Here is a 25,625-nt window from a genome sequence, read left to right on the forward strand (position 1 = left end):
AATGGATATAGAAAGCAGGGTTTTTTTAAGATGCATGGATACCTCCTTTACGCATTAATCGAGTGTTTAGTTTATATTTTTATAAAGTCTATGTCAAGCTATTTTAAGTATTGTTTTTTTTGTTTAACCCAAATAAATAATAAGCTCCAATAAGCAAACCAAACCATGGAAAAGCTACGTACAAAGCAATTCTGCCATCTGGCATAAATGCCATAACTATAATTACCATAATCAAAAAAACAATACCCAAAATATTTAAAAACGGATAAAATGGTAGGCGATATTTAGGCAATTCACTTTTTTCTAATGAACCTCTAAACTTCATATGCATTATAAGTATAAGAAGCCAGACATACAATGCCCCTGTGGTAGCAACACTTGTTATAATTGTGAATACTTGTTTAGGTATAAAGTAATTTAATATTACACCAATTAACATTACTATTGAAGAAAAAATAATGCCTATGTATGGTACTTTATTATTGCTTAACTTTGAAAAACTTGAAGGGGCATTTTTTTGAAGTGAAAGAGAATAAAGCATTCGTCCAGTTGAAAATAAACCACCATTTGTGCTGGAAAGCGCTGCAGTTATAACAACAAAATTTATAATACTTGCAGCTGCTGCTATACCCAGTTTTGAGAAACTTTCTACAAAAGGGCTTCCAAATGTACCGATTTTAAACCATGGATATATTGATAATATTACAATCATTGGTAAAGCATAAAATAAAATTATTCTGTATATAACTTTATCAATTGCAGAAGGTAAAGTTACATTTGGATCATGAGCTTCTCCTGCAGTAACTGCTACAATTTCTATACCTAAATACGCATACACTACTATAATAAGCGAAAACAAAAAACCTTTTAATCCATTAGGAAAAAAACCACCATACTTATACAAATTACTAAATCCAGTAGGAATTCCGTGATTACCAAACCCAAAAAAGATTATAAAAGCCCCTACTACAATAAAAAACAGAATTGTAACTATTTTAATTATAGAAAACCAGAATTCTGTTTCTCCATAAACTTTTACTGCAATTAGATTTAAAAGCGTTATCAATATAACGGATATGAGTGCAGGAATCCATTGAGGTACACTTGGAAACCAAAAAGTAACATAAATGCCAACGGCAGTTATTTCTGCCATAACTGTAACCGTCCACATAAACCAATAAGTCCACCCTGTTATATAACCAGCCATTGGTCCTAATATGTGATCAGCCCAGGCACTAAAGCTTCCAGATACAGGATACACTACTGCAATTTCACCAAGTGCCCTTAAAACAATAAAAACAACCAATCCTACCAAAAGATAAGACAAGATTAATGATGGTCCTGTAAATTTTATGCCTGTTGCAGAACCTAAAAATAAACCAACGCCAATAGCAGAACCCAAAGCAATAAGCTGGATGTGCCTATTTTTTAAATCTCTTTTTAGATTTTCTTTTAAATAATTTTCATTCATTTGTTTCGACATAGATACCCCCTCTTTTAATATTAGATAATTTGTACTATAAATTTATTATAGTGTCAAATTTTAATTAATATTTTGTATATTCTTGTTCAATTAAATGTTTTAGCTTTATAATGGCGTTTGTTTTAATTTGAGATACTCTGCTTTGAGTTTTTTTAATAATTTGTGCAATTTCTTTTACGCTAAAATCCTCATAGTAATACATGGATAATACATCAAGTTCTATTTTTGAAAGTTTATTCAAAGCTCTTGTTAAAATCTCTAAACGCTCATTTTCTTCTATTATATCGATATTTAATTTACTGCTTTTATCTTCAATTGTTTCTTGCAAATTTATTTCATCTTCTAAAGCATTATCTAAACTTACAATATCTAAATTTGATAAACCAATCATAGCTTTGTGATACTCTTTAATTGTCATACCGGCTCTAGTTGCTATGCTTTTTTCTGAAGCATCTAAAACATTTTCTTTTAAAAATTCTTTATGCGCTTTTGATATATTTTTTAATTTATCTCTAGTATAGCGAGAAATTGTATCCACGCTTCTGAGTTTATCCAATATTGCACCTTTTGCTTTAAGTAATGCGTATTTATAAAAAGCATTTTCATCTTTTGTAATATCAATATTTTCAAGCGCTTTTAGAAGACCCATCATTCCAACTTGCACAAAATCTTCCTCATCGTAAGATTCGGGCATTTTGACAACAACTTTTCTAACTATTCTTTTAACAATAGGGTAAAAATGTTTAATTTGTTCTTCTTTGAAATGTAATAAATTTGAATTCATGCAATGTTAAATATTATTTTGATTGCTTTTATTATTTGTGTTTTCGATATAATTAAATACAATTGCTATAGCCATACCAAATATGTAAAAGCATAATGAATTTACAATTATTTTTAATGTGGCATAAAAAAAATCACTACCGATATAAACAAAGACCAAACAGCTTATAAAAAATGCTATTATACCAAACAGTGAGCCTAGCCATTTTGGATCTATTGTACTATCCATCACTAACCAACTTTAAAAATTCATCTTCGCTTATTGTTAATATACCCATTTTTTTTGCTTTTTTAAGCTTACTTCCAGGATCAATACCTACTACTACGTAGTTTGTATCCTTGGTTACACTATCTTTTACAACCCCGCCTAAACTTTCAACAATTTCTTTGGCTTTATTTCTAGGCATACTTAATGAACCGGTAAAAACAAAGATTTTATTTTGCAAATAACCAGACTTCTTTTCCTCGATTAAGTTTATGTGTTCCAATAATCTCTTTATTGTTTCTGTGTTTCTTTGCTCTTTAAAAAAATTTACCACACTTTGAGCTATTTCTGGACCTATCCCATCTATTTGCATAAGTTTTTCCTCATTTTTAAGCTCAATTAACTCTTCAAGTTTAAAATTAATAGCAAGTTTACTTGCCACAAACTCACCCACATGTTTTATTCCAAGTGCATATAAAAATCTAGCAAAAGTTGTTCTTTTGCTTTTTTCGATATTTTCGAGTATCTTTTTTGCAAGTTTTGAGCCCATCCTATCTAATTTCAATAATCTGTCTTCATCAAGATTGTAAATATCGCTTACACTTTCAACAATTTTTTTATCCACAAGCTGTTGTATAATTTTATCACCAAGACCTTCAATATTCATAGCATTTTTTTGCGCAAAGTGTTTAATTGATTCAACAATACGTGTCCTGCAATCAATATTTGGACAAATCAAATAAGCGCCTTCTTCTTGCAGCAAAGAATTACATACAGGACAGTTTGTAGGTTTTTTAACCTGTATTTCTTTGCCAGTTCTTTTTTCTTTTATGCTTGCTATAACTTCTGGTATTACATCTCCGGCTCTTTGGACAAACACATGATCACCAATTCTTATATCTTTTTTAAACAATTCATCAAATGTATGAAGACTGGCCCGTGATATTGTTACTCCACCAATTTTTACTGGCTTTAGAATTGCAACTGGCGTAACAATCCCTGTTCTTCCTACATTAAAAATTATATTTTCAACAACTGTGGTAGATTGCATTGGAGGAAATTTAAAAGCTATTGCCCATTTTGGGTATTTACTGGTGTAGCCCAATTTTTCCTGTAATAAAAAATTATCAACTTTAAAAACCATACCATCTATTTCATATGGCAGATTTTGTCTTGCCTGCAAAAATGTTTGACGATAGTCTATGGCTTCGTAAATATTCTTACAGTACCTGTTAAGTTCACTTACTGGGAGACCAAGTTCTTTTAAAATTTCTAAACTTTGAGTTTGAGTTTTAGGATTTTTATAATTTTCTATGCCTCTAATATAATAAACAAAAACCTTTAAGTTTCTTTTGGCAGTTTCTTTTGGATCCAATTGCTTTAGAGAGCCCGCTGCTGCATTTCTTGGATTTGCAAAAAGAGGTAAACCCATTTCTTCTCTATATTCATTAATCTTTTTAAATTCTTCTTTAGTTAAAATAACTTCACCCTGTACATCCAAAAAACTGGGTGGATTATCAACAAGCAAAATAAGCGGTAAGTTTTTTATTGTTTTTATGTTTTTTGTTATATCTTCACCAATTATGCCATCGCCTCGTGTAGAAGCAACTTTAAGCTTGCCATTTTCATAAACTATATTTACAGATACACCGTCAAATTTTGGCTCAACACTGTATGCTATGTCTTCATCTGTTCCTAAATTGCGTTTTATTCTTTTATCAAATTCTATTACCTCTTCTTCGCTAAAAGCATCTTCTAAAGAGTACATTCTGTATTTATGTTCAACTTTTTCAAATTTTTCTGAAATATCAGAACCTACTTTCTGCGTTGGTGAGTTTTCATCATAAAATTGTGGATATTGTTTTTCTAAATTTATAAGTTCTCTTATCAGCAAATCATATTCACTATCAGAAATAATAGGTTTGTTTAGTACATAATAATAGTAATTGTGACGGTTAATATCACGCCTTAATTGTTCTATTCTTTTTTTTGCATCTTTTTCATTCATTTTTTTAACACCATTGTAACATAATCTTCTAAAAATATAGTTTTTAGCGTTTCATAGCCTAATTTATTAAATTCGTTTCTTATTTCAAAATTATATTCATAATTTATACCTGAAGCAACAAGTAAACCTTTTTTATTCAATAAATCATCAATTTTTTTAATATTGCATAAAATTATATTTGAGTAGATATTTGCAAATATAACATCAAAGTTTGATTTAATAGCATCAATAGTTGAACAAATTGTATAGATATTATTTAAACAATTGTAGTTTGCATTTTCTTTTAAATTAATACATGCTTCAAAACTAATGTCAAAACAAACAGCGCAATCAGCACCTTTCTTCAAACTAGCAAAACTTAAAATACCTGTACCTGAACCTATATCGAGCACTTTTTTACCATACAAATCTATGCTTGAAATAATCTTTAGACAGCTTTTTGTAGTTTCATGTTCCCCGCTTCCAAAGGCATTACAGTTTAAAATTATAGGTATTTTATTAGATTTAATATTATAAATTTCAAAATTTCCAGCTTCAACTATTTGCACTTTTGTATTGCCTTATTTTTATGGTTTTATCAAACTCAACATATGTAAAATTCTCACAAAAATCACCGATATTAACATATATTCCATTATTTATTTCTTTTAATATAGGGTTGTGGGTATGTGCAAGTAATACACAGTCAAACCCTTTTTCAATCAAATTTTGAGCAAATTCTTCTAATGCCAGATCTGTTCTTCTCAAGGTTTTGTTTTTTAAATTTTTTTTGCTTATTTTTGATGCAATATTTGCTAATTTAAGCAAAAAAACAGGTGATATCAAATTTATAAGCATTAGAGTAAAGCGGTTTTTAAGAATATTGCGAAACATCAGGTAAGCTTTATCCTTTTTATCAATACAGTCACCGTGCTCAATGTAAAATAATTTTGAATCAATATTTTCTATTAATTCTTTTTTAACAACCTCAACTTTTGGCAAAAACTTTTTTATTTTTTCAAGCCTGTATTCGTGGTTTCCTTCAAATAAGTAAACTTTTTTTTCATCAGACACCTTTTTGAGTAGGTTAATTAGCTTAATATGTTGACAAAACAAAAATTCATAACCGTAATAAAATTCAAATAAATCACCAACTATGTATATTTTATCGTATTGTTTGTATATTTTATCTAAAAAAACCAAAAATTCTTCATCACCTTTATAGTGTATGTCTGATAAAAAAAGTGCTTTCATGCAATCTCGTTTACTTTATTTTTCCTGCGCTTTTCTAAAGCAAATTTGACTATTATATAAAAAAATACAGATATTGGCAATGCCAACATCAAACTACCAAGCCACGTTATTAAATAAATATGAAATCCCTTATGTAACAAATAGTCTAGCGTGAAGTTATTGGCTATGTTAAGTTTTGCATTTAACAAAACAGCACCAATTTTGTAGGCAATAGCGTAAACAAAAACAGTTGTCCAAGGGTTGTTTAAAAGTGTGCCAACCAATAGAGAAACTTTATTTAATTTGAACACGAAAGCAATAATTAATGCAAGTATAGTATGAAATCCAAAAGTTGGTGTTATTGAGATAAAAACCCCTATTGCAAAAGAAAGCGCAATTTTTTTTGGAGTATCATTAAGTGCAAATAGACTATGTATTAGTTTTTTTATCTTTTTTGCTCCTAAAATTAAAAAATAGTTTTTCCAGGAATGTTTCTTTTTTTTGTAAATTATTTATCTTATCTAGTGCAAGTTTATTATTTGACTCCCATTCTAAAACTTCATAATAAGTTTTAAGTGCTGTATTTTTTAAGCCAATCTTTTCGTAAGAATTTGCAAGTCCAAGCAAAGCTTCCACATTGTAATTTTCTATTTCCAATGTTTTTCTATAATAATCAATTGCCTGTTTGTAATAACCTTTTGCTTTATATACTTTTGCAAAAAGAAAAAACAACTTTGCACCTTTTTGAGTCCTTTCAAGGATTTTTAGTGTATTTAAGGCATTGTCAACCTCATTTTTACTGAGAAATTCTTCTATCTTTGTAACTAGATATTTTGCATAATCACCGTCTATTTCAAATTTTGAATTTACTTTATCATTAGCGGATGAGTTTTTGATTTGATTGTAGGCACTTGTTAAATCTTTAAAAATATTTGACAAATATTGTCTTTCTTCGTCACTTTTTGCTAAATCAGGATGATATTTTTTTGCAAGCTCTCTGTAAGTTTTTATTACGTCGCTCATATTGGCATTATTTGTTAACCCTAGCACTTTATAAGGGTTCATATTACCTGTCAAACATTTTTTTAAGTTTAATTAAAGCTTCTTTTTCGATCTGTCTAACTCTTTCTTTTGATATATTGTATTTTTCACCTATCTCATCTAAAGTATAGCGCCTCTCCACATCAAGTCCAAATCTCATTTTTATAATATTCTGCTGTCTTTGAGGTAATAGCTTTAGAAGCTTTTTTAAGGTGTTTACGCTAGATTCGTAAACGTATTTGTCTTCTACAGATTCAGTTTGATCTTCCAAAACATCCAATAAATTATTATCACCATCTTCTCCAATCGTTTTGTCCAAAGAGTTGAACTTTAATCTACCAACTTCAATATCTTTAATTTCTTTTTCACTGAAGCCACTCACTTTTGATACTTCTTCGTTTGCCATTTCTTCACCAAATTCTCTAAAATAAGCTTCTTTAATATAACTTAATTTGTTTGATTTTGCACGGGCTTTAATAGGAATTTTAATAGGTGATGTTTGCTCGCTTAGTGTTTTTAAAATTGACTGTTTGATCCACCATACTGCATATGATATGAACTTTATATTTTTATCTGGATCGAATTTTGATGCTGCCTTAATTAGACCGATGTTACCTTCATTAATTAAATCAGAAATTGGTACACCAAAATTTCTATATCGCTGCGCTATTGAAACTACAAATCGTAAATTATGTTTAACAAGCTTTTTTAGCGCTTCTTTGTCGCCTTTTTGAACTTTTTTTGCTAGATCAATCTCTTCTTCTTTTGTCAAAAGAGGTATTTTGGATATCTCATCTAAGTATTGATTTAAAGAATCTTTAACATCTGTTTCTTTTTGTTTGATCTTTACTTTATTTTTTTCCATATAGTTTTCTCTTTTTGATCTTCCAGAATAATACCTTGCTTTAGTAGTTCATTTCGTATTTTATCAGCAAGAGCAAAATCTTTTTCTTTTTTTGCTTTGCTTCTTAGAGCAATTTTTTCTTCAATCCATTGATTTTCTTCTAAATTAAACCACTTTGTGTATTTATTATCAAAAACACCCAAAACTTGAGCTATCTTTGACATGGTATTTAAAAATGTTTCTTTTACATTTGTGCTGGGTTTTTTGTTATTTTTTTCACAATCATCTAAATATAGGTTAAGTTCTTTTAAACAATTAAAAACATCGCCTATAGCTTGTGATGTATTAAAATCATTATCCATATCCTTTTCAAAATTTGACTGTAGGGTTTCTATTAAATTTAATTTAAATTCTTCATTGCTAAATTGCGTATTGTCAAGTCTCATAAGAAATGTATAATAGCGATTTAAAGCTTCTTTTGCAGCCAAAAGCCCATCGTACGAAAACTCAATAGGGTTTCTATAATGTGTAAGAAGCATGTAATATCTAAGCGTTTCGCCGTTAAATTCTTTTAGCACATCTCTTATTGTAAAAAAATTACCCAGCGACTTAGACATTTTTTCGTTATTGATTTTAATAAATCCGTTATGTATCCAGTATCTTACAAATTGTTTACCACTTAGCGCTTCGCTTTGGGCTATTTCATTCTCATGGTGAGGAAAAATCAAATCTTCTCCACCACCGTGAATATCTATTGTCTCTCCCAAATAATGCATACTCATGACAGAGCACTCAATATGCCAGCCAGGTCTACCTTTACCCCACGGAGAATCCCAGCTTGGTTCATTAGGCTTTGATTTTTTCCAAAGAACAAAATCCAGAGGGTATTTTTTTTTATCATTTACTTCAACCCTTGCTCCGGATTTTAATTCTTCTATTTTTTTGTGTGACAATTTGCCATAAGATTCAAATTTGTTTACACTATAGTAAATATCTCCATCTGATTCATAAGCGTAACCTTTTTCTATTAGTTTTGATATGAATTTTATTATATCATTTATATGCATAGTTGCTTTTGGTTCAAATGTTGGTTTTTTTATGCCAATAGCTTCCATATCTGTATAAAATTCTTTTATGTATTTTTCGCTTATTTCATCAAAAGGCTTATTTTCTTCATTAGCTTTATTTATAATTTTATCATCAATATCTGTAAAATTCTTAACAAACTTTACATCATAGCCTTTGTACAGTAAATATCTATATATTACATCAAAACATATGGCGCTTCTTGCGTGTCCAACATGGCAGTAATCATAAACGGTAACGCCGCATACATACATTGTTACTGTATTGTCATTAAGAGGAACAAAATCTTCTAATTTTTTTGTTTGTGTATTGAATATTTTAAACATTACTTCTTTACTCCCTTAAATTCAAAATATGGATTTATTGGGTACTCATTTTTTAATTTCATCAAATAATCGTAGGCTTTTTGTGTGTTGCCCATTGCTTTGTATGTTTTGTATAGCATAAACAAGCATGCATCAGTTTTACCACCTTCTGAGGTTGATTTTTTGGGAAAGTTGTTTAGACAGTCGGAGAAATAATACAATGCTTTATCATAATTGTTTAAATTATAGTAGCTATTGCCTATCCAAAAGTATGCATTTTGCTCTAACTCCGTATGCGGATAATCACTTAAAAACTGTAAAAATTTATTCAATGCGCTATTAAAGTCTCTATCCATATAAGTAGATAATGCATCCTGATATGCACTTGAAGCTTGTGCAGTTAAAGCAATGAATTTTTTCTCAATATGATTTTTATTGCTCATTTCCTGGGAGTTTTTGTTTTGCTCATTATCGGGTTGTTTTTGAGTATTTTGTGTTTTATTTGAAAATACCAAACTTGCCGGTGGTATTTTACTTAATATGTTGTTTGTGCTATTATCAACTTGGACTTCCACTATTGTTTTTTCAACTGTTTTAATTGATTTTGTTGAGTTTGTGGTATTTTTTAGTGTATTTATTTTTTGTGTAAGAATATTCAATTTTTCTTCAATTGAATTAATTTTTGGCTTTATTGTAGTTAGATCAATGGTATTTTGATTGGTTGAATTTTGTATTTTTCTTAATTTTTCATTTATATTTTTTATTTGCTGGTTGTAAGAGCAAGAGGACAGTAAAACAACAATACTTAATAAAAACAATTTTTTCGCCATACCATCTCCTACTGGTTTTTTATTATTGTAGATAAATTTCTGCATAAGTCAAGTTACTAACTACCGAAATTTTTTTTGTATTGACTTACGTGTGAAATTATGTATATTTATAAAAGTTACGTTTAATGTTGTAATTTTTGCATTCCCCTATTTTATACGAGGGCGTAAAGGTTTAAAATGAATGTTTTTGAAGAGAATCTTACAAAAATTTTAAAGAATTCAGTTGAAACTATGGGGTATGAGTTGTACGATTTAACGTACTCAAAAGGTTTTAAGAAGGGAAAATTGACAGTATATATAGATAAAAATGGTGGTGTTAGCTTAAGTGATTGTGAAGTGGTAAGCAAGCATATTTCTGTACTGCTTGATGTTGAAAATATTATTGAAGAAAGTTATATCCTGGAAGTTTCAAGCCCTGGAATTAACAGAAACTTAAAAACTAAAAAACATTACGAAGATGCTATTGGCAAAGAATGCATTATCAGTTTGTTTAACCAAATAGATAATAAAAAAAACGTACGTGGCAAGATTTTAAGCGTTAACGAAAACAGTGTTGAAATAGAAAGCGATGAAATGACGCTTCATATCTATTTTAAAGATATCAAAAAAGCTAAGCTAAACTTAATTTAGCGGGGGAAAAAGTGAAAGAAATATTTGAGATTGCTAATTTAATAGCAAAAGAACATAACATAAATTCACAGGCAGTTATAGAGTCGTTAGCTGAGGCCATAAAGATTTCAATATCGAAAAAATATGGTGATGATAGTGTTGTAAAAACTTCGCTTGATTCAAGTAACAGGGTATTTAATATATTTATTGAAAAAAAAGTTGTAGAAAAAGCAAAAAATAATAATGAAATTTCACTTGAAGAGGCTAAAAAAATTGATCCAAATGCTAATATTGGCGATTATATAGATGTGGAGTTTGATCCAGAAGAATTAGGTAGAATTGCAGTCTCTACTGCCAAAAATGTTATGTCTAAAATGTTTAAGGATTTAGAAAAACGTGTTACATATGAAGATTATTCTAAAAAGATTGGCAAAATAGTATCTGGAGAAATTTGGAGTATTGGTGTGTACAACGACTGTATTGTAGATTTTAAAAATGCTATAGGAATATTGCCAAAAAAGGAACAATCTCCTGGTGATAAGTATATTGTTGGAGAAACCATTAAAGCTTACGCAATGGATGTATTAGAAGAACCAAAAGGTGTTAAACTTATTCTTTCTAGAACTCATCCTGGATTTGTAAAAGAGCTATTCATGAAAGAGGTCCCAGAAGTGCGTGATGGCAGTGTAGAAATAAAAGCTATAGCACGCGAGCCTTCAAAGCGAACAAAAGTTGCAGTATATTCCAAAGACTCCAAGATTGACCCAATTGGTACTTGCGTAGGTGCAAAAGGTACACGCATTTCTGCTGTTGTTAAAGAATTGGGTGATGAGAAAGTTGATGTTATAAGATGGAGCGCTAATTTGAGCATTTATATTAAAAATGCGCTTGCACCAAGTAAAGTTTCTTACATTGAGCTATTTGAAGATGAAAAGAGAGCAAAAGTGTATGTTCCCGATGAAGAATTTTCTGCTGCGATTGGGAAAATGGGGGTTAACGCAAAACTAGTTGCTAAACTTACGGGCGTTAACATTGATATTATAAAAGAATCAGAAATGGACAAAACTGGTCACGAAGAAAAATCTCAAAAAACAAAAGAGGATGTAATTGAAGAATTGATGTTTATTGAATCAATCACATTCAACCTAGCAAATAAACTTTACGAAAATGGCATAAAATCCATAGAACAGCTCAAAACTATTACCTTGGATGAACTGGAAAGCATTAAAGGTGTTGGAGAAAAACGAGCTAAAAAAATTTATGAATTACTAAATGAAATCAATTAGGGGGTATAGTGAATGAGAGTTTACGAAGCAGCTAAAAAGCTTAATATAAAAAGTAGTATACTTATACAAAGGCTACGTAACTTAGGCTTAGAGATAAAAAGTAACTTCAGCACAGTACCAGATGATGCTATAAAAAAATTAGAAAATAAAGAAAATTCCCCCAAAACTATAGAAAAAAAAGAAGAGCCTCTAAACCAAAAAAAAAATAAAATTGAAGAAAAGTCAAAAGTTAAGCCAAAGTCAAACGAGAAGCAGCCGGAGTTTATAAGCATCAAAAAAAAAGAATTAATTGAAGCATCGCTACCACAAAAATTGAAAGGTAAAAAAAAGCACTATAAAAAAACCTTTAAAGAAGGACAAGAAGAATCAAACATTATAGAAATAACTAAGAATACTACTGTTTTTGAATTTGCGGCGTTGCTTAATGTAGATTTTTCAGAAATAATACAGAAATTATTTTCTCTTGGTGTAATGGTTAGAAAAAACGATTTTATAGATTTAGATGCTGCAAAAATAATTGCACAAGACTATGGCGTAGAGATTGAAGAAAAAACTTTAGAAAAAACTTTAATAGAAGAAGTTGATCAAAAAGATGATGAAAGTGATTTACAACCAAGACCTCCAATAGTAACTGTAATGGGGCACGTTGATCATGGTAAAACTTCTATTTTAGATGCGATAAGGCATACACATATAGTAGCTAAAGAATCTGGTGGAATTACGCAGCATATTGGTGCATATTCTGTTAACTATAAAGGCAAGCAAATTACATTTTTAGACACACCAGGACATGAAGCATTTACAGAAATGAGGGCTCGTGGTGCATTATTGACTGATATTGTTGTGCTTGTTGTCGCAGCAGATGATGGTGTAATGCCCCAAACCATAGAAGCCATAAATCATGCAAAAGCTGCAAATGTGCCAATAGTTGTTGCAATAAATAAAATTGACAAACCAAACGCAAACCCAGATAGAGTAAAGCAAGAATTATCTCAACACAAAATAATGCCAGAGGAATGGGGTGGAGAAAACTTATTTGTGAATGTTAGTGCCAAGAAAAATATAGGTATCGATGACTTGCTTGAGAGTATTTTGTTACAGGCAGAAATTATGGAATTAAGAGCAAACCCAAATAAACGTGCAAAAGGGATTGTAATTGAAGCAAAACTTGATAAGCAAAGAGGTCCTGTTTGTGATGTTGTTATACAGGAGGGTACGTTAAATTTAGGCGATAGCATTGTGGCCGGTTTTGCCTACGGTAAGGCAAAAGTACTTGTTGATGATAAAGGTAAAAGGATTAAAAAAGCCACCGTATCTATGCCTGTTGAAATATTAGGTCTTCATGACGTACCAGAGGCAGGTGACGTATTATTTGCTGTAAAAGATGAAAAAATTGCAAAATCAATTTTTGAAGAAAGAAAAGAAAAATACAAGGCAAGCGTTCAGAAAAAAAATGCAATTAGTTTGGAGACTGTATTTGAAAGCTTATCTTCTGGTCAAATTAAAGAACTGCCAATACTTATAAAAACAGATGTGTTTGGCTCAGTGGAGGCTATTTCTGCCTCAGTGCAAAAGATTTCAACGGATGAAGTTGCAGTTAAGATAATCCATTCTGGCGTAGGTGAGATTTCTAAATCAGATGTAAACTTAGCGAGCGTTTCAAACGCAATTATTATTGGATTCAACGTAAGACCGTCAAATGATGCTTTGAAGCTTGCCGGTGACTTGAAAATAGAGATTAGAACATATAAAATTATCTACGACATTATTGAAGATATTAAAAAAGCACTTACTGGATTGCTATCTCCTACAATAGAAGAAGAAATATTGGGTAGAGCAGATGTTAGAGAAGTTTTCAGCGTTCCGAAGATTGGCAATGTTGCTGGGTGCTATGTTACGTACGGAAAAGTAACAAGAAATTCAAAAATACGCGTTATTAGAAATGGTGTAATAATATTTGAAGGCTCAATTGCGTCGTTGAAACGATTTAAAGACGATGTGAACGAAGTTGCTTCTGGTTATGAGTGTGGCATTAGAATTGATAAATTCAATGATATAAATACAGGTGATCAATTTGAATCATATGTTCTCAAAGAAGTCCAGAAAACTCTTTAAAGGGATATTTAATTGTTTATTGGCTTATTGATTGTGGATTTGTTAATAAAAGACGCAATGAATATTAAAGACAGAAGAAATGTGTTAGCTAGTATAATACAAAAGCTGAGATCAAATTTTAATGTTTCTGTAGCTGACGTTTCAAAAGAATTGTTATATAACAAAGCTACATTGGCAATAACTACAATTGCAAATAAAAAAAATGTAGTTGAAAATTTTTTAGATAAAATTAGCAATTTTATTTCTAAAAATTATTCAATAGAAATTTTAAACATAGAAAGGCAGATATTATGAATACAACAAAACCGTATAAAAGAACACAAAGAGTATCGAGTACGCTAAAAAAAATTATATCAAACGTGATAGAGTTTGAATTAAACGATGAAAGACTAAAAAATGTTACAATTACAGACGTAGAATTAAGTAAAGACTTAAAATATGCTAAAATATACTTTAGTTCTCAGCTTAGCACATTATCTAAAGAAGAACTTTTGTTATTAATTAACAAATCTAGCAGTTTTATCAGTAAAAAAACATTTGAAAAAATTCAAATGAGGGTCGTACCAGTATTAAAATTTGTTTATGACAAATCTATAGAAAACGGTTTAAAAATAGAAGATATATTGAGGCAGATTAAAAATGAGTGAAAATATATTGGAAAAAATAGGATATTACTTAAAAAACTACAATGATTTTCTCATTGTAGGGCACAAAGATCCGGATGGCGATGCAATAGGCTCAAGTTTAGCTCTTTACAAAGCATTGACCGAATATGGCAAAAGAGCTATCGTAGCAAATACTTCAAAAATATCTGATTTATATTTTTTTCTTGATGATGTAAAGAATATTGTGCAACTGCAAAATAATGAAAAAGTTCAGGTTATTATTACAGTAGATAGTGCAGATTTTGAGCGAACAAACCTTGACAAAAGTTATGTTAAAGATAAAATTTTAATAAATATAGATCATCATCCCACAAATACGCACTATGGCACTATTAACTTTGTTGTGCCGCAGGCTGCTGCAGTAGGTTGCTTAATCTATCAAATCTTAAAGTTTAATAATATGCCAATAAATCTTAAAACAGCTGAATACTTATATTTAAGTATATTAACAGACACAGGATCTTTTAGATACTCTTCAACTAGCGCAAATGCCTTTAGAATTGCTTCAGATCTTATAGACTTAGGCGTTAAGCCGTGGAAAATCGCATATAATATATACGAATCAAAAAAACTAACCACATTAAAATTAATGGGGCTTGCATTAAACACTATTGACACCTATTACAATGATAAGTTAGCAGTGATGCGTATAAACCAAGAAATGTATAGATCTACAAACACTAACGCCGATGATACTGAAGGTTTTGTGAATATTGCTAGAAGTGTTAGAGGATGTGAAGTGGGAGCGCTTTTAAGAGAAGATAAGCCAAATTATATAAAAGTTAGTTTACGTTCAAAAGATGCCGTAGATGTTTCTACAATTGCCTTACTTTTTCGCGGAGGTGGCCACAAAAATGCCGCAGGATTTGAAATAAATGGCACTATAGAGGAAGTCAAAGAAACGCTGATTAGAGCATTTTCTTTTTTAGAATGAACGGTATTTTGCTGGTAGATAAACCAAGCGGTATGAGCTCTTTTGATGTAGTAAAAAAAATAAAGAAAAAATTTAATGAAAAAACTGGACACAGCGGTATTTTGGATAGATTTGCATGCGGTTTAATGATTATAGGTATAGGGAAAGCAACAAAGTTTTTATCTTTTTTTGAAAATGGCTACAAAATATATCAAGCACGGTTGGTTTTTGGTTATGAAACAGATACTCTCGATATTAGTGGAAAAGTGTTATATAAAAAGGAATATTTTCCTTCTTTAGATGAAATCCATAACTCCATAAAGCAGAATTTTATTGGTAAAATTGAACAAATAGTGCCAATTTACTCAAATGTTAAAGTAAATGGTAAAAGATTATATAAATATGCTATAGCAAACGAAAGTATCACACTTCCTAAAAGGACAATCTCTATATCAAACATAGAAATTTTGAACTATCAAAAAAATATGCTAGAAATTAGAGTTGTGTGTTCTAAAGGTACTTATATTAGAGCTTTATCACGTGATATAGCAAGATCTTTGAATGCTTTTGCAACGGTCAGTTATCTGGAAAGGTTATATATTTATCCATTTAGTATAAAAGCTGCCATAAATTTGTCTTGCATAAGCGAAAATCATATTATACCCATTGAAAAAGTAAAATATATTACTAAAATAGATACATTGGAGGTGATCAATGGATTCTCAAATTAAAATAAAAGGGTGGTGCAAAGAATATCCCGGAGAGCGTCCACCACGATTTCTTAGAGCTTTTCTGCTTTTTTTTATAGGAATAGAAGATTCTCATGGTTATGATTTAATTGAAAAATTAAAAAATATGGGTATACATTATGAAAATTATGAACTGGGTTATGTTTATAAAACTCTTCGTACAATGGAAAAAGAAGGACTTATTAAGTCTAAATGGAATTTACAAGAAAAAGGAAATGCCAGAAGAATTTACGCTATCACAAAAGCCGGCAGAGATAATTTAGATAAATGGGCAGAAATCTTGACAAATCTACGCGATAGTATAAATAGTTTTCTTGATGAGTACACAAGAATATACAAAAAAGACCAAAAAAATTAGTCATTTATGTACTTAGTCTCTGTAAAATCATTAAAGCCTAACGATACATTAGGTAAAGCGATTATAAATGAGAAAGGGCAGGTGCTTTTAAATAAAGGGGTTAAACTTGATGATTATTATATTAATATTTTAGATAAGTATGGTTATCAATTTGTATATATTGAAGACGATGATACAAAAGATATTGTTGTAGAAGATGAAATCACGGATGAACTTAAAACAAGCGCTATTAAGACAATTAAAAAAGTTTTTGATATAGTAACTCCTACAAAAGAAGATAATGTTAATGATTTTAAAGAAATAGTTAAAAAAATAGAAAATGGAGAAATTAAAAAAAAGTTAGCCGATTCACCATTTATCAAATCTATAGAATCAATTGCTTTTGATGTTGTTAATTCTCTGTTTGAAACGAAAATTTTAAATGGTGTGGCTAGCTTAAAAAAACAGGATAACTTCACATACCAACATTGCCTTGATGTTACAATTCTTTCTGTAGCGCTTGCTAATAAGCTATTATATACAAAAAAGAAACTTATTGAATTAGCAAAGGGTTGTTTGTTGCATGATATTGGAAGAATTCTGATAAATAAAAGCCTATATATACAACCTCGTAAACTATCAAATAAAGAATTTGAGTTAATTAAACAACATCCTCAAATAGGCTATTTAGTGTTAAAAGATATTACCCAAGTAGGTATAATAGCCTCTCATATAACTTATCAGCACCATGAGCAGCAAGATGGGTTTGGTTACCCAAGAGGCTTAAAAGGAAACAATTTGTTGCCAGTGCCTGACAAAGTTATAGAAGATGGCTACATAATGCCTCTTGCTGAGATTGTTGCCATAGCTAATGTCTATGATGCTTTGGTGTCTCCACGTGCATATAGATCTGCATATACACCAGATCAAGCTTTTTTTATAATGAAAAGAGTGGCCAGTCAACAAATTAATATAGAGGCTTTTAGAGTTTTTTCTGACATTATACCAGTATACCCCATTGGGACAACAGTTTATATTTTAAACGGAAAGTATAAAAATTTTATAGGTGTTGTTTCAAAAAACAACCAGAAGAGCTTAACGCGTCCTATCGTAAGACTTCTATATAATTCATCACGAAGGCGTATTTCACCACTTGAAATTGACTTAGAAAAAAATCCTATTGTAAGCATAGCGGGTATTATTATTTAAGTTCTTTTTCTGCTTTATAGATACCTATACCTAAAATTATTATTAAAACAATTGGTATTGCTAATTTTAAAGGTATACCAAAAATTGTATTGCCTAGACGATCTTTTGTTAAAATTGATGCACCAAGTATAATAGCGCTTATGATAAGGCTAATGCCAATTTGTCTGGCAACCAAGCGAATAGTATTGATAAGTCTATCTAAGCCTTTAATTTCTATTTCAACTTTGATATGACCACTTTCCAGAGCGTCTTCGGCCTTTTTAAATAGAAATGGTATTTTATTTGCTAAAATTGCATAAGTAGCATTTGGCTGCAATATTTTCTTAAATATTTTAAAAGGTGAGTAAAGTTTTTTTGCAAAACTTTCAAAATAAGGTTTTGCTATTTCTGTAAAGTTAAAATCCGGATAAAATTGTCTTCCAACTCCATCTGCTATTATGATTGCCCTTAAAAGTCTTAGTGAGTTTTTGCTTATTATAATATTATATTTTTTTAAGATTCTGAATAAATCTCTCAAAACTTTTGATATATCGATTCTCTTTAATGGTAGAGAATGATATATGTCTATCAGTTCAACAATATCTGATTTAAGGTAAGTATTGTTTAAAATGTTTGTATTTAATGTAAAATTTGAAACAGATATCAAAATTTTGTCAGCATCTTTTTGTATAAATCCAAGTATCATTTCTACCAGATTTAATTTATCATCTTCTGTAACTCTACCAACCATCCCATAATCTAAGTAACAAATTTTTCCATCATGCATAATTATGATATTGCCTGGGTGAGGATCTGCATGGAATAAACCAATGTCGAAAATCTGTGTCCAAAAAACCTTAGCGCCTTCTATAGCAAGTTTTTGAGTATCAAATCCTGCTTGTCTGATGCTTTCTATGTTTGTTGCCTTATAGCCATCTATAAATTCCATAGTAAGTACATTGCGTGAGGTGTATTCCCAAAATACCTTTGGTACATAAACATTCTTAAATTGGGCTAAATTTTCTTTAAATGTTTGCATGTATTGAGCTTCTATCTCGTAATCAAGTTCTTTTTTGATTGTTTCTTCAAATTCTAATATAAAAGGCTTGATTTCAAAATTAAAGTATAATTTCAATTTTGAATTTAAATAATCACCTATTTGTTTTAGAAGTTCTATATCAGATTGTATAATTTTTTCTATATTTGGTCTTTTCACCTTAATGGCAACAGTTTGGCCATCTATAAGAATTGCTTTGTGTACCTGGCCAAGTGAAGCGCTTGCTTCAACATTTTCGTTAAAATATGAAAAAATTTCATTCAAAGGTTTTTTAAATTCTGTTTCTATAATTGCCTTAACTTTGCTAAATTCAAAAGGTGTGACATCGTCTTGCAGTTTTTTTAATTCTTCTATAAATTCATATGGCAAAATATTTTCTTGAGTGGATAGAAGCTGACCAAATTTTACAAAAGTAGGTCCTAATTCTTCAAGTAATTTTCTAAACTGTTCTGGAGTTGTGGAAGGTTGAGTTTTTCGAAATTTTATATTTTTTGTAACAAAACCAAAGCCGTACTTTGCAAGAATAAATGAAATTTGTCGAAATCTCTTAATATTGCCAAATGTTCTTCTTATTTCCATCGTTTATAAATATTGTTTTCAATGCATATTGAATCCAATATTTTACCAACAACAAAATTTACTAAATCATCTATTGTTTTGGGGCCACCATAAAAAGCGGGGGCAGGCACAACAATATTTACGCCAATTTGTGCCAATTTTAACATATTTTCAAGATGTATTGAAGAAAAAGGCATTTCTCTTGGACAAATTGTAAGAGGTCGTCTTTCTTTAATAGCTACGTCACAAACCCTTGTGATTAAACTATCTGCATACCCAATGGCAATACTTGAAAGAGTCTTAACCGAGCATGGTATTATAATTGTTTTATCAACCAAAAAAGATCCACTTGCGATTGGTGAGTAAAAATCATCGTTGCGATAATACGCAATACCAAGCTTTTCAAAAAAATCAAAAAAATCTACATTTAACTCCGATTTAGCAATTTTTACAGCATTTTTTGAAGCTATAGCGTAAATTTGAAATTTTTTTTCTTCACTTAAGTATTCCAAAAGTCTTTTTGTATATATTGTACCACTTGCTCCACTTATACCAATAACGATTTTCATTGAATTATTTCTACTTTTTTTAAGCCAATCACTCGAGCATTTCCAATTCGTTTAGAATTTAAAAACTCTATTTTTATTATATCACCTTTGTAGCCAATTTGCAAAGCTTTGGCGCTTGTTTGCACATCTATGCCATTTTTATCATATACTGCACTTACAATATCGCCTACATTAACGAACATTTGTCTTTGGGTATTATAAAAAGTGAAAAAACTACCCGATTTAATATTGCCTAACGCCTTTGCGCCGATAATTGAATCTTTTGTAGTAATTACATATGAAGGTAGATAATCAACTTTTTTAAATTCTATATCATCTTTTGTTATAACTTGATAGCTTCTTATGTCTTGACTTGCTATAGGTACTAAAGAATCAATTTTTTTTAAATATTGTATAAAAAAATTCCTATAAACTTGATTATCAAGCATAACTGTCAATTGAATCCAGCTATATTCGCCATAATTTTTTATACCGCTAATACTTAAAGTGTAATGATTGTAAGGCAAAGCTATTGGTAATTTTGTTTGTATAATTAAATCTTTTTCGCCCATTAATTTGTATATGGTGTCAGCTGTGATCAAAAATGCTTTTCGCTTTACTATAGAATATTCTCCACATATACTATAATGCATATTGTTACTATTTAATATGCTTTTTAAATAATTAGCATCAATTTTTGTAGTTTCATCTGGCATAGGAGCTAAAGAAACAGGCATTTTTCCGATGTTTTTGGGATACTTTGAGGCTATATCAGATATAAAAACCCTGTCTGAATTAACCTCAACATTTTTCATCAAATTAATATCACAAGCTTGTGCTATGGTGTAGATAAAAATAAATGTTATTAATATAAAGCTACTGCTTGAGATTATTGGCAGTTTGCAGCATTTGATCAGATGTTTGTATAACTTTTGCATTTGTTTCATATGCCCTCTGAGCTGCTATCATATCAACCATTTCTTGCACTACGCTTACATTTGACATTTCAAGATAACCTTGATTAATAGTGCCAAGACCATTTATACCTGGTGTGCCAAGCGTAGGCGTGCCTGAAGATACAGTTTGCACATACAAATTTTGTCCAATAGATTTAAGGCCTGCAGGATTTGCAAAAAAAGCAAGTTGTAGTTGGCCAAGCTGCGTTGGAGTAGTTTGACCTGCCTCTAATACAGAAATCGTACCGTCGTTTCCAACACTAACAGATGTGGTATCTTGGGGTATTGTAATTTCCGGCGATAAAGGATAACCGTCTGGAGTCACAATTCTTCCATTATTGTCTAATTTAAAATCACCAGCTCTAGTATATGCTATTGTGCCATCTGGCATTGTTATTTGGAAAAAACCGCTGCCTTGTATAGCTAAATCAAGTGGATTTCCTGTTTCTTGAAGACTTCCTTGCATAAAATTTTTTGATACATCAGCAAGTTGTGTACCTAAACCTATTTGTATGCCTGTTGGTTCAACGGTATTTGAAGTAGTATTTACGCCAGCTTCTTTCTGAGTTTGATAAATTAAATCTTCAAAATCTGCGCTTGAACGTTTAAAACCAACGGTATTTACGTTTGCTAAATTGTTTGCTATTACATCTATATTTGTTTGTTGACCTTGCATTCCAGTAGCAGCTGTCCACAAAGCCCTAATCATTTTTTGCTTCCTCCTTTTTTAGGTAACACTGCTTATTTGTATAGTATTTGGTATCAATTGATTTGCAAATGTTGATATAACCTTTTGATAACTATCGTATGAACGCTGGTTTTGTATAAGTTCAACCATTTCTTTTACTATATTAACGTTTGATTGTTCTAAATAACCTTCTTTTAAAGTAAAACTTGCGGTTAATTGTGGCCGCATATTGTTAACCGGCACAAAACAATTATCTCCAACTTTCCTCAAATTTGCATAATTATTAAAATCTCTTATTGCAATTGTATCTGTTTGTACTCCATTATCCATTACAGCACCAGTTTGTGAAAAACTTGTTTGATTGTTTACTTTTATAAATTTTCCATTTTTAAAGTAATTTTCACCAAGTACGGGATAGTTTGTTGCTTTTTGTACCAGGATACCCTGATTGTTTATGCCAAATTGGCCATCCCTTGTGTATTGTATGCCATTTGGAGTTAAAACTGCAAAAAAACCTTTGCCTTCAATTGCAAAATCTAAATTATTGCCAGTCTTTTCTAAAGAACCCTGAGTAAAATTAATATAGTCTTTGTCCATATGAACAACTGAGTTTACCGTTTCATTTATAAAATTGGCAGCAAGTTTAGTATCTGGCGGTATTGGGAGATTTTCATTTGCATAACCATTAAATTCTGACCAACTTTTTTGATTTATACCTTCACTTTTGAAGCCGACCGTGTTTACATTTGCAATATTGTTTGCAATATTATTAACCCTTTGTGCTGCTATAATCATTGCACTTGCGGATGTGTAAATACCACTTAACATTTATTTACCTCATCAAATAATGTAGCAAAAACTGTTCTTAATTATCGAGAAGACGAATATTTTTGACAGTGCGAGCTATTTCTGAAAGTAGTGTATGATGGTTGTTTATTATGTCTTGTGTAATCTCCCATATGGCTACACCACCTAAGTTCATTTTAAATGCATAATTAATTTTATCTGCAATTGATGAGGGATCATCAAAGCTGTAATAAATTTTATCTTTTTTATTAATCAAATAAGGAGTTCTAGTCATAAAGTCCCAAAAATATTGATAATTATCATTTTGTAATAGTGACAGTATGTTTCTATATGTTGCGGCATATGATTTATCAAATTCTTGACAGGGTTCATCAGCATTAAAAGCTCTGCCATAAAATGGTATACCAAGCAACATACTTTTTGATTTAATGCCTCTTGTAAGCCAATACTCAACACTTTTTTGAATATCGTGGGGATTGCAAAAACCTGATTTTAAAGGTGCATTATAGCCGCTAATACGACTCCATGCCCCCGAGTAATCATATGTCATAACAACAAAATAATTAACATAATTTTTTAAAAAATCGATGTCAAAATATCTACCAAAATAATTGGAATATGGCAAATCAATACTAATTATATAACTGCTGCCAAGGTTTTGTCTTAGAAACTGTACAAAATTATCTAAATTAGCTGTATCGGTTGAATTTTTGGGAAACTCCCAGTCTATATCAATACCGCTATAATTGTTTTCTTTAACGAAATTCACTAATTGAGAAGCAAACTTTGTAAACAACTGAGGGTTATTCAGCACATTTGATATGTAATTTGAAGTATTGCCACCACCAACAGACAAAATAACCTTGATATTCTTGTTTTCAGCAGCATTAATAACCTCTTTATTTTTAAATTTTTTTGGAATAACAAGATTCCCACTACTATCAGGCCATACAAATGCATTGTATAAAAGATTTATATTATCGCTTATTGCAACATCCGGAGGATATTTTGATTGCTCCCAGTAAGGATAAAAACCAACTATAATAAATTTTGATGAACTTTTTTGTGTGATTACTTTAATTGCTGGCTGTTGAGATGGCAAAACTTCAGTAAAATTTTGTTGATAGCTACAGCCAGCAATTAGAAATAACGCTAAAACTAGCGCTAATAATTTCATTTTTACTTATTTATTATAACTTTATCCTGTTTTTTTAACTCTTCAATATAATTATCCAATGCTTGTTTCTTTTTTAAGTTGGTTAAATATTGAGCAATCTCAGGTTTTATTTTGCTAAGAGGCTGAACTTGACCTTTTGAGTCTTTTAGTTTTGATTTGTTTTGATTGTAAAAATCTGTTATTTCTTTTTCGCTTGGAGCAAAGCTTTGATTGCCAAACTTCTTTTGCAAAAGCGCATTGATTAAAATATTGTCGGTTTGAGCTTTAATTTCTTGAACAACCTGGGGATCTTTTTCCAGATTAAGTTTTTTTGCTTCGTCCAACAATACCCTTTCACTTATAAGTGAATTTAATACATTTTCTCTGATTTGAGCACTATTTTTGTCATTAACGACCCCAGCAGGAAGCGATTTCATAATATTATCCACAGCCGACTGCGTAATTTCATAACCATTTACCGTAGCTAATACTTTGTCTTGTGTTTGAGCAAAAGCTGTAGCTGAAAACAAGACCATTACCAAAAACAAACTTGCCAAAAACTTCATACACACTCCTTCAAAAACAATTATTTTTTAAACCATGGAAATTGTAGACTATTTACAATAGTTTTGTCAACCTTAAAATGTAATTTTAGGATGCTAATTTTATTATTGACAAAGTTATGATTATGTATAATGTTGTGTTTGGGAGGAATGTATGGAAATTAAAATTGTTAAAATTGTTACAGGAGAAACAGTAATAGGTACAAAAGTTTCAGACTATTTAGAAGATGTTGCACTAATTCAGGTAATACCATCTTCTGGTGGCATTCAACTGGCAATATTGCCTTACGGTTTTCCATTTGAAGAAAAGATTGGTGGTAAAATACCATTAGATAAAATCGTTTATGAATTCAAAGATGTACCAGACGATATAAAAAATAAGTATTTAGAGGCAAAAAGCGATATCAAGATAAGTTCATCTATGCCTGGCTCAAATTTAGATTTTAATTTAATAAAATAATCTTAATCAATCTTTATTAGTGGCAAAAGAGATCCTTTTGCCACATCACCAATATTTGAACCAAGCCATACCAGACAATTAGCTTTTGCCATCGAAAAAAAATTACTTGTATCCTGATTTTCAAGTGGCTCTACAATTAGACCATCATCGCTATACGTATAAATTGCCCTATTGAAGTAGTCTTTTCCAATCCTTGAATGCATAGGTTTTGTTGTTTTAGCAAAATATAGTTTGTTTTGATAGTTTATGTAGCCTGATATTTTTTTTAGAGCTGGTTTTAAAAAAACCTGAGTATTTACCACTAGCGATGAAGGCCATCCTGGCATACCAAATATTAATTTATCTTTTAATTGGCCAAATATCAAAGGTTTGCCAGGTTTTACAGTAGTTTCGTCAAATTTTATATCTATTTCTAACTCTTGAAAAACTTTTTTTGTAAAGTCTTTTGTACCTTTTGACGAACCACCAGTACTGATTAGTATATCACAGCGCGATATGGCATAATTATAAATTTTAATCAAATCATCTAGGTTATCTTTTACATGACCAAAATAAATACATTCAGCGTTAAGTTTTTTTATAAAACCTTCAAGGTAAAAATAATTCGTATTGTAAACTGTGCCATTGTTTGGATTAAAACCAGGAAAAACAACTTCATCGCCTGTTGTGATTATTCCAACAATAGGTTTTTGGTAAACTTCAACCAAAACTTCTCCAAGATAAGCAATTAAGGCTCTCTTTTGTTCATTTATAAGCTCGCCTTTTTTAAGCACAACCTCACCTTTTTTTATCTCAGAACCAGAAAAAACAAAATTTCTGTATTGTTCAATGTTTTTTTTGATTTTTATGAAATTTCTATCTTTTTCAATAAGCTCAACTTCTACCACACAATCGAAGATTTCTGGTATTTCATTGCCTGTGTTTAATCTTAAGGCACAATTTTCATCTAAATTGGCATTGTCCGAAATTTCTTTTAGTGGCTTATCTTTGTTTTTATAGACTATAGCATAGCCATCCATAGCTGTTTTATTTGATGAAGGATAATCTGATTTTGCAATTATATCGGTATAAATTACCCTGCCTAATGATTCATTTAAATAAACCATCTCAGATGGTTTGGGCTTGATGCATTCAAGTATAATTTCCAGCGCTTCTAAAACATTTTTTTTCATC

General features: G+C 30.4%; 29 protein-coding genes. 10 read left to right on the top strand and 19 right to left on the bottom strand.

Annotation, left to right across the window (positions count from 1 at the left end; genetic code table 11):
- Positions 1-103 precede the first annotated feature (103 nt).
- The 11 genes from ACP5FO_RS04430 to ACP5FO_RS04480 form a co-directional block, all read right to left on the bottom strand.
- Positions 104-1,483, bottom strand: a complete 1,380-nt coding sequence (locus tag ACP5FO_RS04430; protein WP_428157075.1) for an amino acid permease — start codon at positions 1,481-1,483, stop codon at positions 104-106.
- A gap of 64 nt (positions 1,484-1,547) precedes the next feature.
- A complete protein-coding gene (locus ACP5FO_RS04435) occupies positions 1,548-2,267 on the bottom strand; it encodes a sigma-70 family RNA polymerase sigma factor (protein ID WP_428107834.1) in 720 nt (239 codons plus the stop codon).
- 6 nt (positions 2,268-2,273) lie between these two features.
- Positions 2,274-2,495, bottom strand: a complete 222-nt coding sequence (locus ACP5FO_RS04440; RefSeq protein WP_428107830.1) for a hypothetical protein — start codon at positions 2,493-2,495, stop codon at positions 2,274-2,276.
- Positions 2,488-4,479 (bottom strand): NAD-dependent DNA ligase LigA, encoded by a 1,992-nt coding sequence (ligA, locus tag ACP5FO_RS04445; protein WP_428107827.1) that lies wholly within the window; start codon positions 4,477-4,479, stop codon positions 2,488-2,490. Before ligA ends, ACP5FO_RS04440 begins: the two co-directional genes overlap by 8 nt.
- Positions 4,476-5,027, bottom strand: a complete 552-nt coding sequence (locus tag ACP5FO_RS04450; RefSeq protein ID WP_428157076.1) for a 50S ribosomal protein L11 methyltransferase — start codon at positions 5,025-5,027, stop codon at positions 4,476-4,478. Before ACP5FO_RS04450 ends, ligA begins: the two co-directional genes overlap by 4 nt.
- Complete coding sequence (locus ACP5FO_RS04455; RefSeq protein WP_428157077.1) at positions 5,014-5,712, bottom strand: UDP-2,3-diacylglucosamine diphosphatase; 699 nt, start codon at positions 5,710-5,712, stop codon at positions 5,014-5,016. Before ACP5FO_RS04455 ends, ACP5FO_RS04450 begins: the two co-directional genes overlap by 14 nt.
- Positions 5,709-6,203: a DUF2062 domain-containing protein gene (locus ACP5FO_RS04460; protein ID WP_428157083.1), complete on the bottom strand. Its 495-nt coding sequence runs from the start codon at positions 6,201-6,203 to the stop codon at positions 5,709-5,711. The genes ACP5FO_RS04455 and ACP5FO_RS04460 overlap by 4 nt, the downstream gene beginning before the upstream one ends.
- On the bottom strand, positions 6,121-6,756 hold the full coding sequence (locus ACP5FO_RS04465) for a J domain-containing protein (protein ID WP_428157078.1): 636 nt from the start codon (positions 6,754-6,756) through the stop codon (positions 6,121-6,123). The genes ACP5FO_RS04460 and ACP5FO_RS04465 overlap by 83 nt, the downstream gene beginning before the upstream one ends.
- A gap of 1 nt (position 6,757) precedes the next feature.
- Positions 6,758-7,597, bottom strand: coding sequence for a sigma-70 family RNA polymerase sigma factor (locus ACP5FO_RS04470; protein WP_428107812.1), 840 nt, complete (start codon positions 7,595-7,597; stop codon positions 6,758-6,760).
- Entirely contained in the window at positions 7,579-8,988 is a 1,410-nt protein-coding gene (cysS, locus tag ACP5FO_RS04475) for a cysteine--tRNA ligase (protein WP_428107810.1), read from the bottom strand. Before cysS ends, ACP5FO_RS04470 begins: the two co-directional genes overlap by 19 nt.
- Complete coding sequence (locus ACP5FO_RS04480; protein ID WP_428107806.1) at positions 8,988-9,797, bottom strand: tetratricopeptide repeat protein; 810 nt, start codon at positions 9,795-9,797, stop codon at positions 8,988-8,990. The genes cysS and ACP5FO_RS04480 overlap by 1 nt, the downstream gene beginning before the upstream one ends.
- Positions 9,798-9,974: 177 nt before the next feature.
- Between ACP5FO_RS04480 and rimP the strand changes: the two genes are divergently transcribed.
- The 9 genes from rimP to ACP5FO_RS04525 are packed head-to-tail and all read left to right on the top strand — an operon-like array spanning position 9,975 to position 17,680.
- Positions 9,975-10,427, top strand: a complete 453-nt coding sequence (gene rimP, locus ACP5FO_RS04485) for a ribosome maturation factor RimP (protein WP_428107802.1) — start codon at positions 9,975-9,977, stop codon at positions 10,425-10,427.
- Positions 10,428-10,438: 11 nt separating this feature from the next.
- Positions 10,439-11,692, top strand: a complete 1,254-nt coding sequence (gene nusA / locus ACP5FO_RS04490; RefSeq protein WP_428107799.1) for a transcription termination factor NusA — start codon at positions 10,439-10,441, stop codon at positions 11,690-11,692.
- Between the two features lie 12 nt (positions 11,693-11,704).
- Entirely contained in the window at positions 11,705-13,807 is a 2,103-nt protein-coding gene (infB, locus tag ACP5FO_RS04495) for a translation initiation factor IF-2 (protein WP_428107796.1), read from the top strand.
- A gap of 27 nt (positions 13,808-13,834) precedes the next feature.
- Positions 13,835-14,101 carry a DUF503 domain-containing protein gene (locus ACP5FO_RS04500; RefSeq protein ID WP_428157084.1) on the top strand — a complete coding sequence of 89 codons (267 nt, stop codon included), beginning with the start codon at positions 13,835-13,837 and terminating at the stop codon, positions 14,099-14,101.
- On the top strand, positions 14,098-14,454 hold the full coding sequence (gene rbfA, locus ACP5FO_RS04505; RefSeq protein WP_428107791.1) for a 30S ribosome-binding factor RbfA: 357 nt from the start codon (positions 14,098-14,100) through the stop codon (positions 14,452-14,454). Before ACP5FO_RS04500 ends, rbfA begins: the two co-directional genes overlap by 4 nt.
- Positions 14,447-15,406: a DHH family phosphoesterase gene (locus ACP5FO_RS04510; protein WP_428107789.1), complete on the top strand. Its 960-nt coding sequence runs from the start codon at positions 14,447-14,449 to the stop codon at positions 15,404-15,406. Before rbfA ends, ACP5FO_RS04510 begins: the two co-directional genes overlap by 8 nt.
- On the top strand, positions 15,403-16,116 hold the full coding sequence (gene truB, locus ACP5FO_RS04515) for a tRNA pseudouridine(55) synthase TruB (protein WP_428107787.1): 714 nt from the start codon (positions 15,403-15,405) through the stop codon (positions 16,114-16,116). The genes ACP5FO_RS04510 and truB overlap by 4 nt, the downstream gene beginning before the upstream one ends.
- Complete coding sequence (locus ACP5FO_RS04520) at positions 16,100-16,492, top strand: PadR family transcriptional regulator (RefSeq protein WP_428107785.1); 393 nt, start codon at positions 16,100-16,102, stop codon at positions 16,490-16,492. Before truB ends, ACP5FO_RS04520 begins: the two co-directional genes overlap by 17 nt.
- 6 nt (positions 16,493-16,498) lie before the next feature.
- Complete coding sequence (locus ACP5FO_RS04525) at positions 16,499-17,680, top strand: HD-GYP domain-containing protein (RefSeq protein WP_428157079.1); 1,182 nt, start codon at positions 16,499-16,501, stop codon at positions 17,678-17,680.
- Here ACP5FO_RS04525 and ACP5FO_RS04530 read toward each other — a convergent pair.
- The 7 genes from ACP5FO_RS04530 to ACP5FO_RS04560 form a co-directional block, all read right to left on the bottom strand.
- Positions 17,673-19,295 (bottom strand): ABC1 kinase family protein, encoded by a 1,623-nt coding sequence (locus ACP5FO_RS04530; protein ID WP_428107781.1) that lies wholly within the window; start codon positions 19,293-19,295, stop codon positions 17,673-17,675. The genes ACP5FO_RS04525 and ACP5FO_RS04530 overlap by 8 nt on opposite strands.
- On the bottom strand, positions 19,286-19,843 hold the full coding sequence (locus ACP5FO_RS04535) for a UbiX family flavin prenyltransferase (protein ID WP_428107778.1): 558 nt from the start codon (positions 19,841-19,843) through the stop codon (positions 19,286-19,288). The genes ACP5FO_RS04530 and ACP5FO_RS04535 overlap by 10 nt, the downstream gene beginning before the upstream one ends.
- Positions 19,840-20,637 (bottom strand): flagellar basal body P-ring formation chaperone FlgA, encoded by a 798-nt coding sequence (gene flgA, locus ACP5FO_RS04540; RefSeq protein WP_428107776.1) that lies wholly within the window; start codon positions 20,635-20,637, stop codon positions 19,840-19,842. Before flgA ends, ACP5FO_RS04535 begins: the two co-directional genes overlap by 4 nt.
- A 61-nt stretch (positions 20,638-20,698) precedes the next feature.
- On the bottom strand, positions 20,699-21,487 hold the full coding sequence (gene flgG, locus ACP5FO_RS04545; RefSeq protein WP_428107774.1) for a flagellar basal-body rod protein FlgG: 789 nt from the start codon (positions 21,485-21,487) through the stop codon (positions 20,699-20,701).
- Positions 21,488-21,505: 18 nt separating this feature from the next.
- The gene (locus ACP5FO_RS04550; protein ID WP_428157080.1) at positions 21,506-22,294 is read right to left on the bottom strand and encodes a flagellar hook-basal body protein; all 789 of its coding nucleotides are present in this window, start codon (positions 22,292-22,294) and stop codon (positions 21,506-21,508) included.
- Between the two features lie 37 nt (positions 22,295-22,331).
- The gene (locus ACP5FO_RS04555; RefSeq protein ID WP_428107770.1) at positions 22,332-23,450 is read right to left on the bottom strand and encodes a glycoside hydrolase family 18 protein; all 1,119 of its coding nucleotides are present in this window, start codon (positions 23,448-23,450) and stop codon (positions 22,332-22,334) included.
- 2 nt (positions 23,451-23,452) lie between these two features.
- Positions 23,453-23,995 (bottom strand): SurA N-terminal domain-containing protein, encoded by a 543-nt coding sequence (locus ACP5FO_RS04560; RefSeq protein WP_428157081.1) that lies wholly within the window; start codon positions 23,993-23,995, stop codon positions 23,453-23,455.
- A gap of 151 nt (positions 23,996-24,146) precedes the next feature.
- On the opposite strand from ACP5FO_RS04560, the gene ACP5FO_RS04565 reads away from it, so the two are divergent.
- Positions 24,147-24,452 carry a hypothetical protein gene (locus ACP5FO_RS04565; protein ID WP_428107765.1) on the top strand — a complete coding sequence of 102 codons (306 nt, stop codon included), beginning with the start codon at positions 24,147-24,149 and terminating at the stop codon, positions 24,450-24,452.
- A gap of 2 nt (positions 24,453-24,454) precedes the next feature.
- On the opposite strand, the gene ACP5FO_RS04570 is transcribed toward ACP5FO_RS04565, so the two are convergent.
- Positions 24,455-25,624: a molybdopterin molybdotransferase MoeA gene (locus ACP5FO_RS04570; protein WP_428107763.1), complete on the bottom strand. Its 1,170-nt coding sequence runs from the start codon at positions 25,622-25,624 to the stop codon at positions 24,455-24,457.
- Between the last annotated feature and the right edge of the window lies 1 nt (position 25,625).

The sequence above is a fragment of the Desulfurella sp. genome (genome assembly GCF_049977265.1).
Classification (GTDB): Bacteria; Campylobacterota_A; Desulfurellia; order Desulfurellales; family Desulfurellaceae; genus Desulfurella.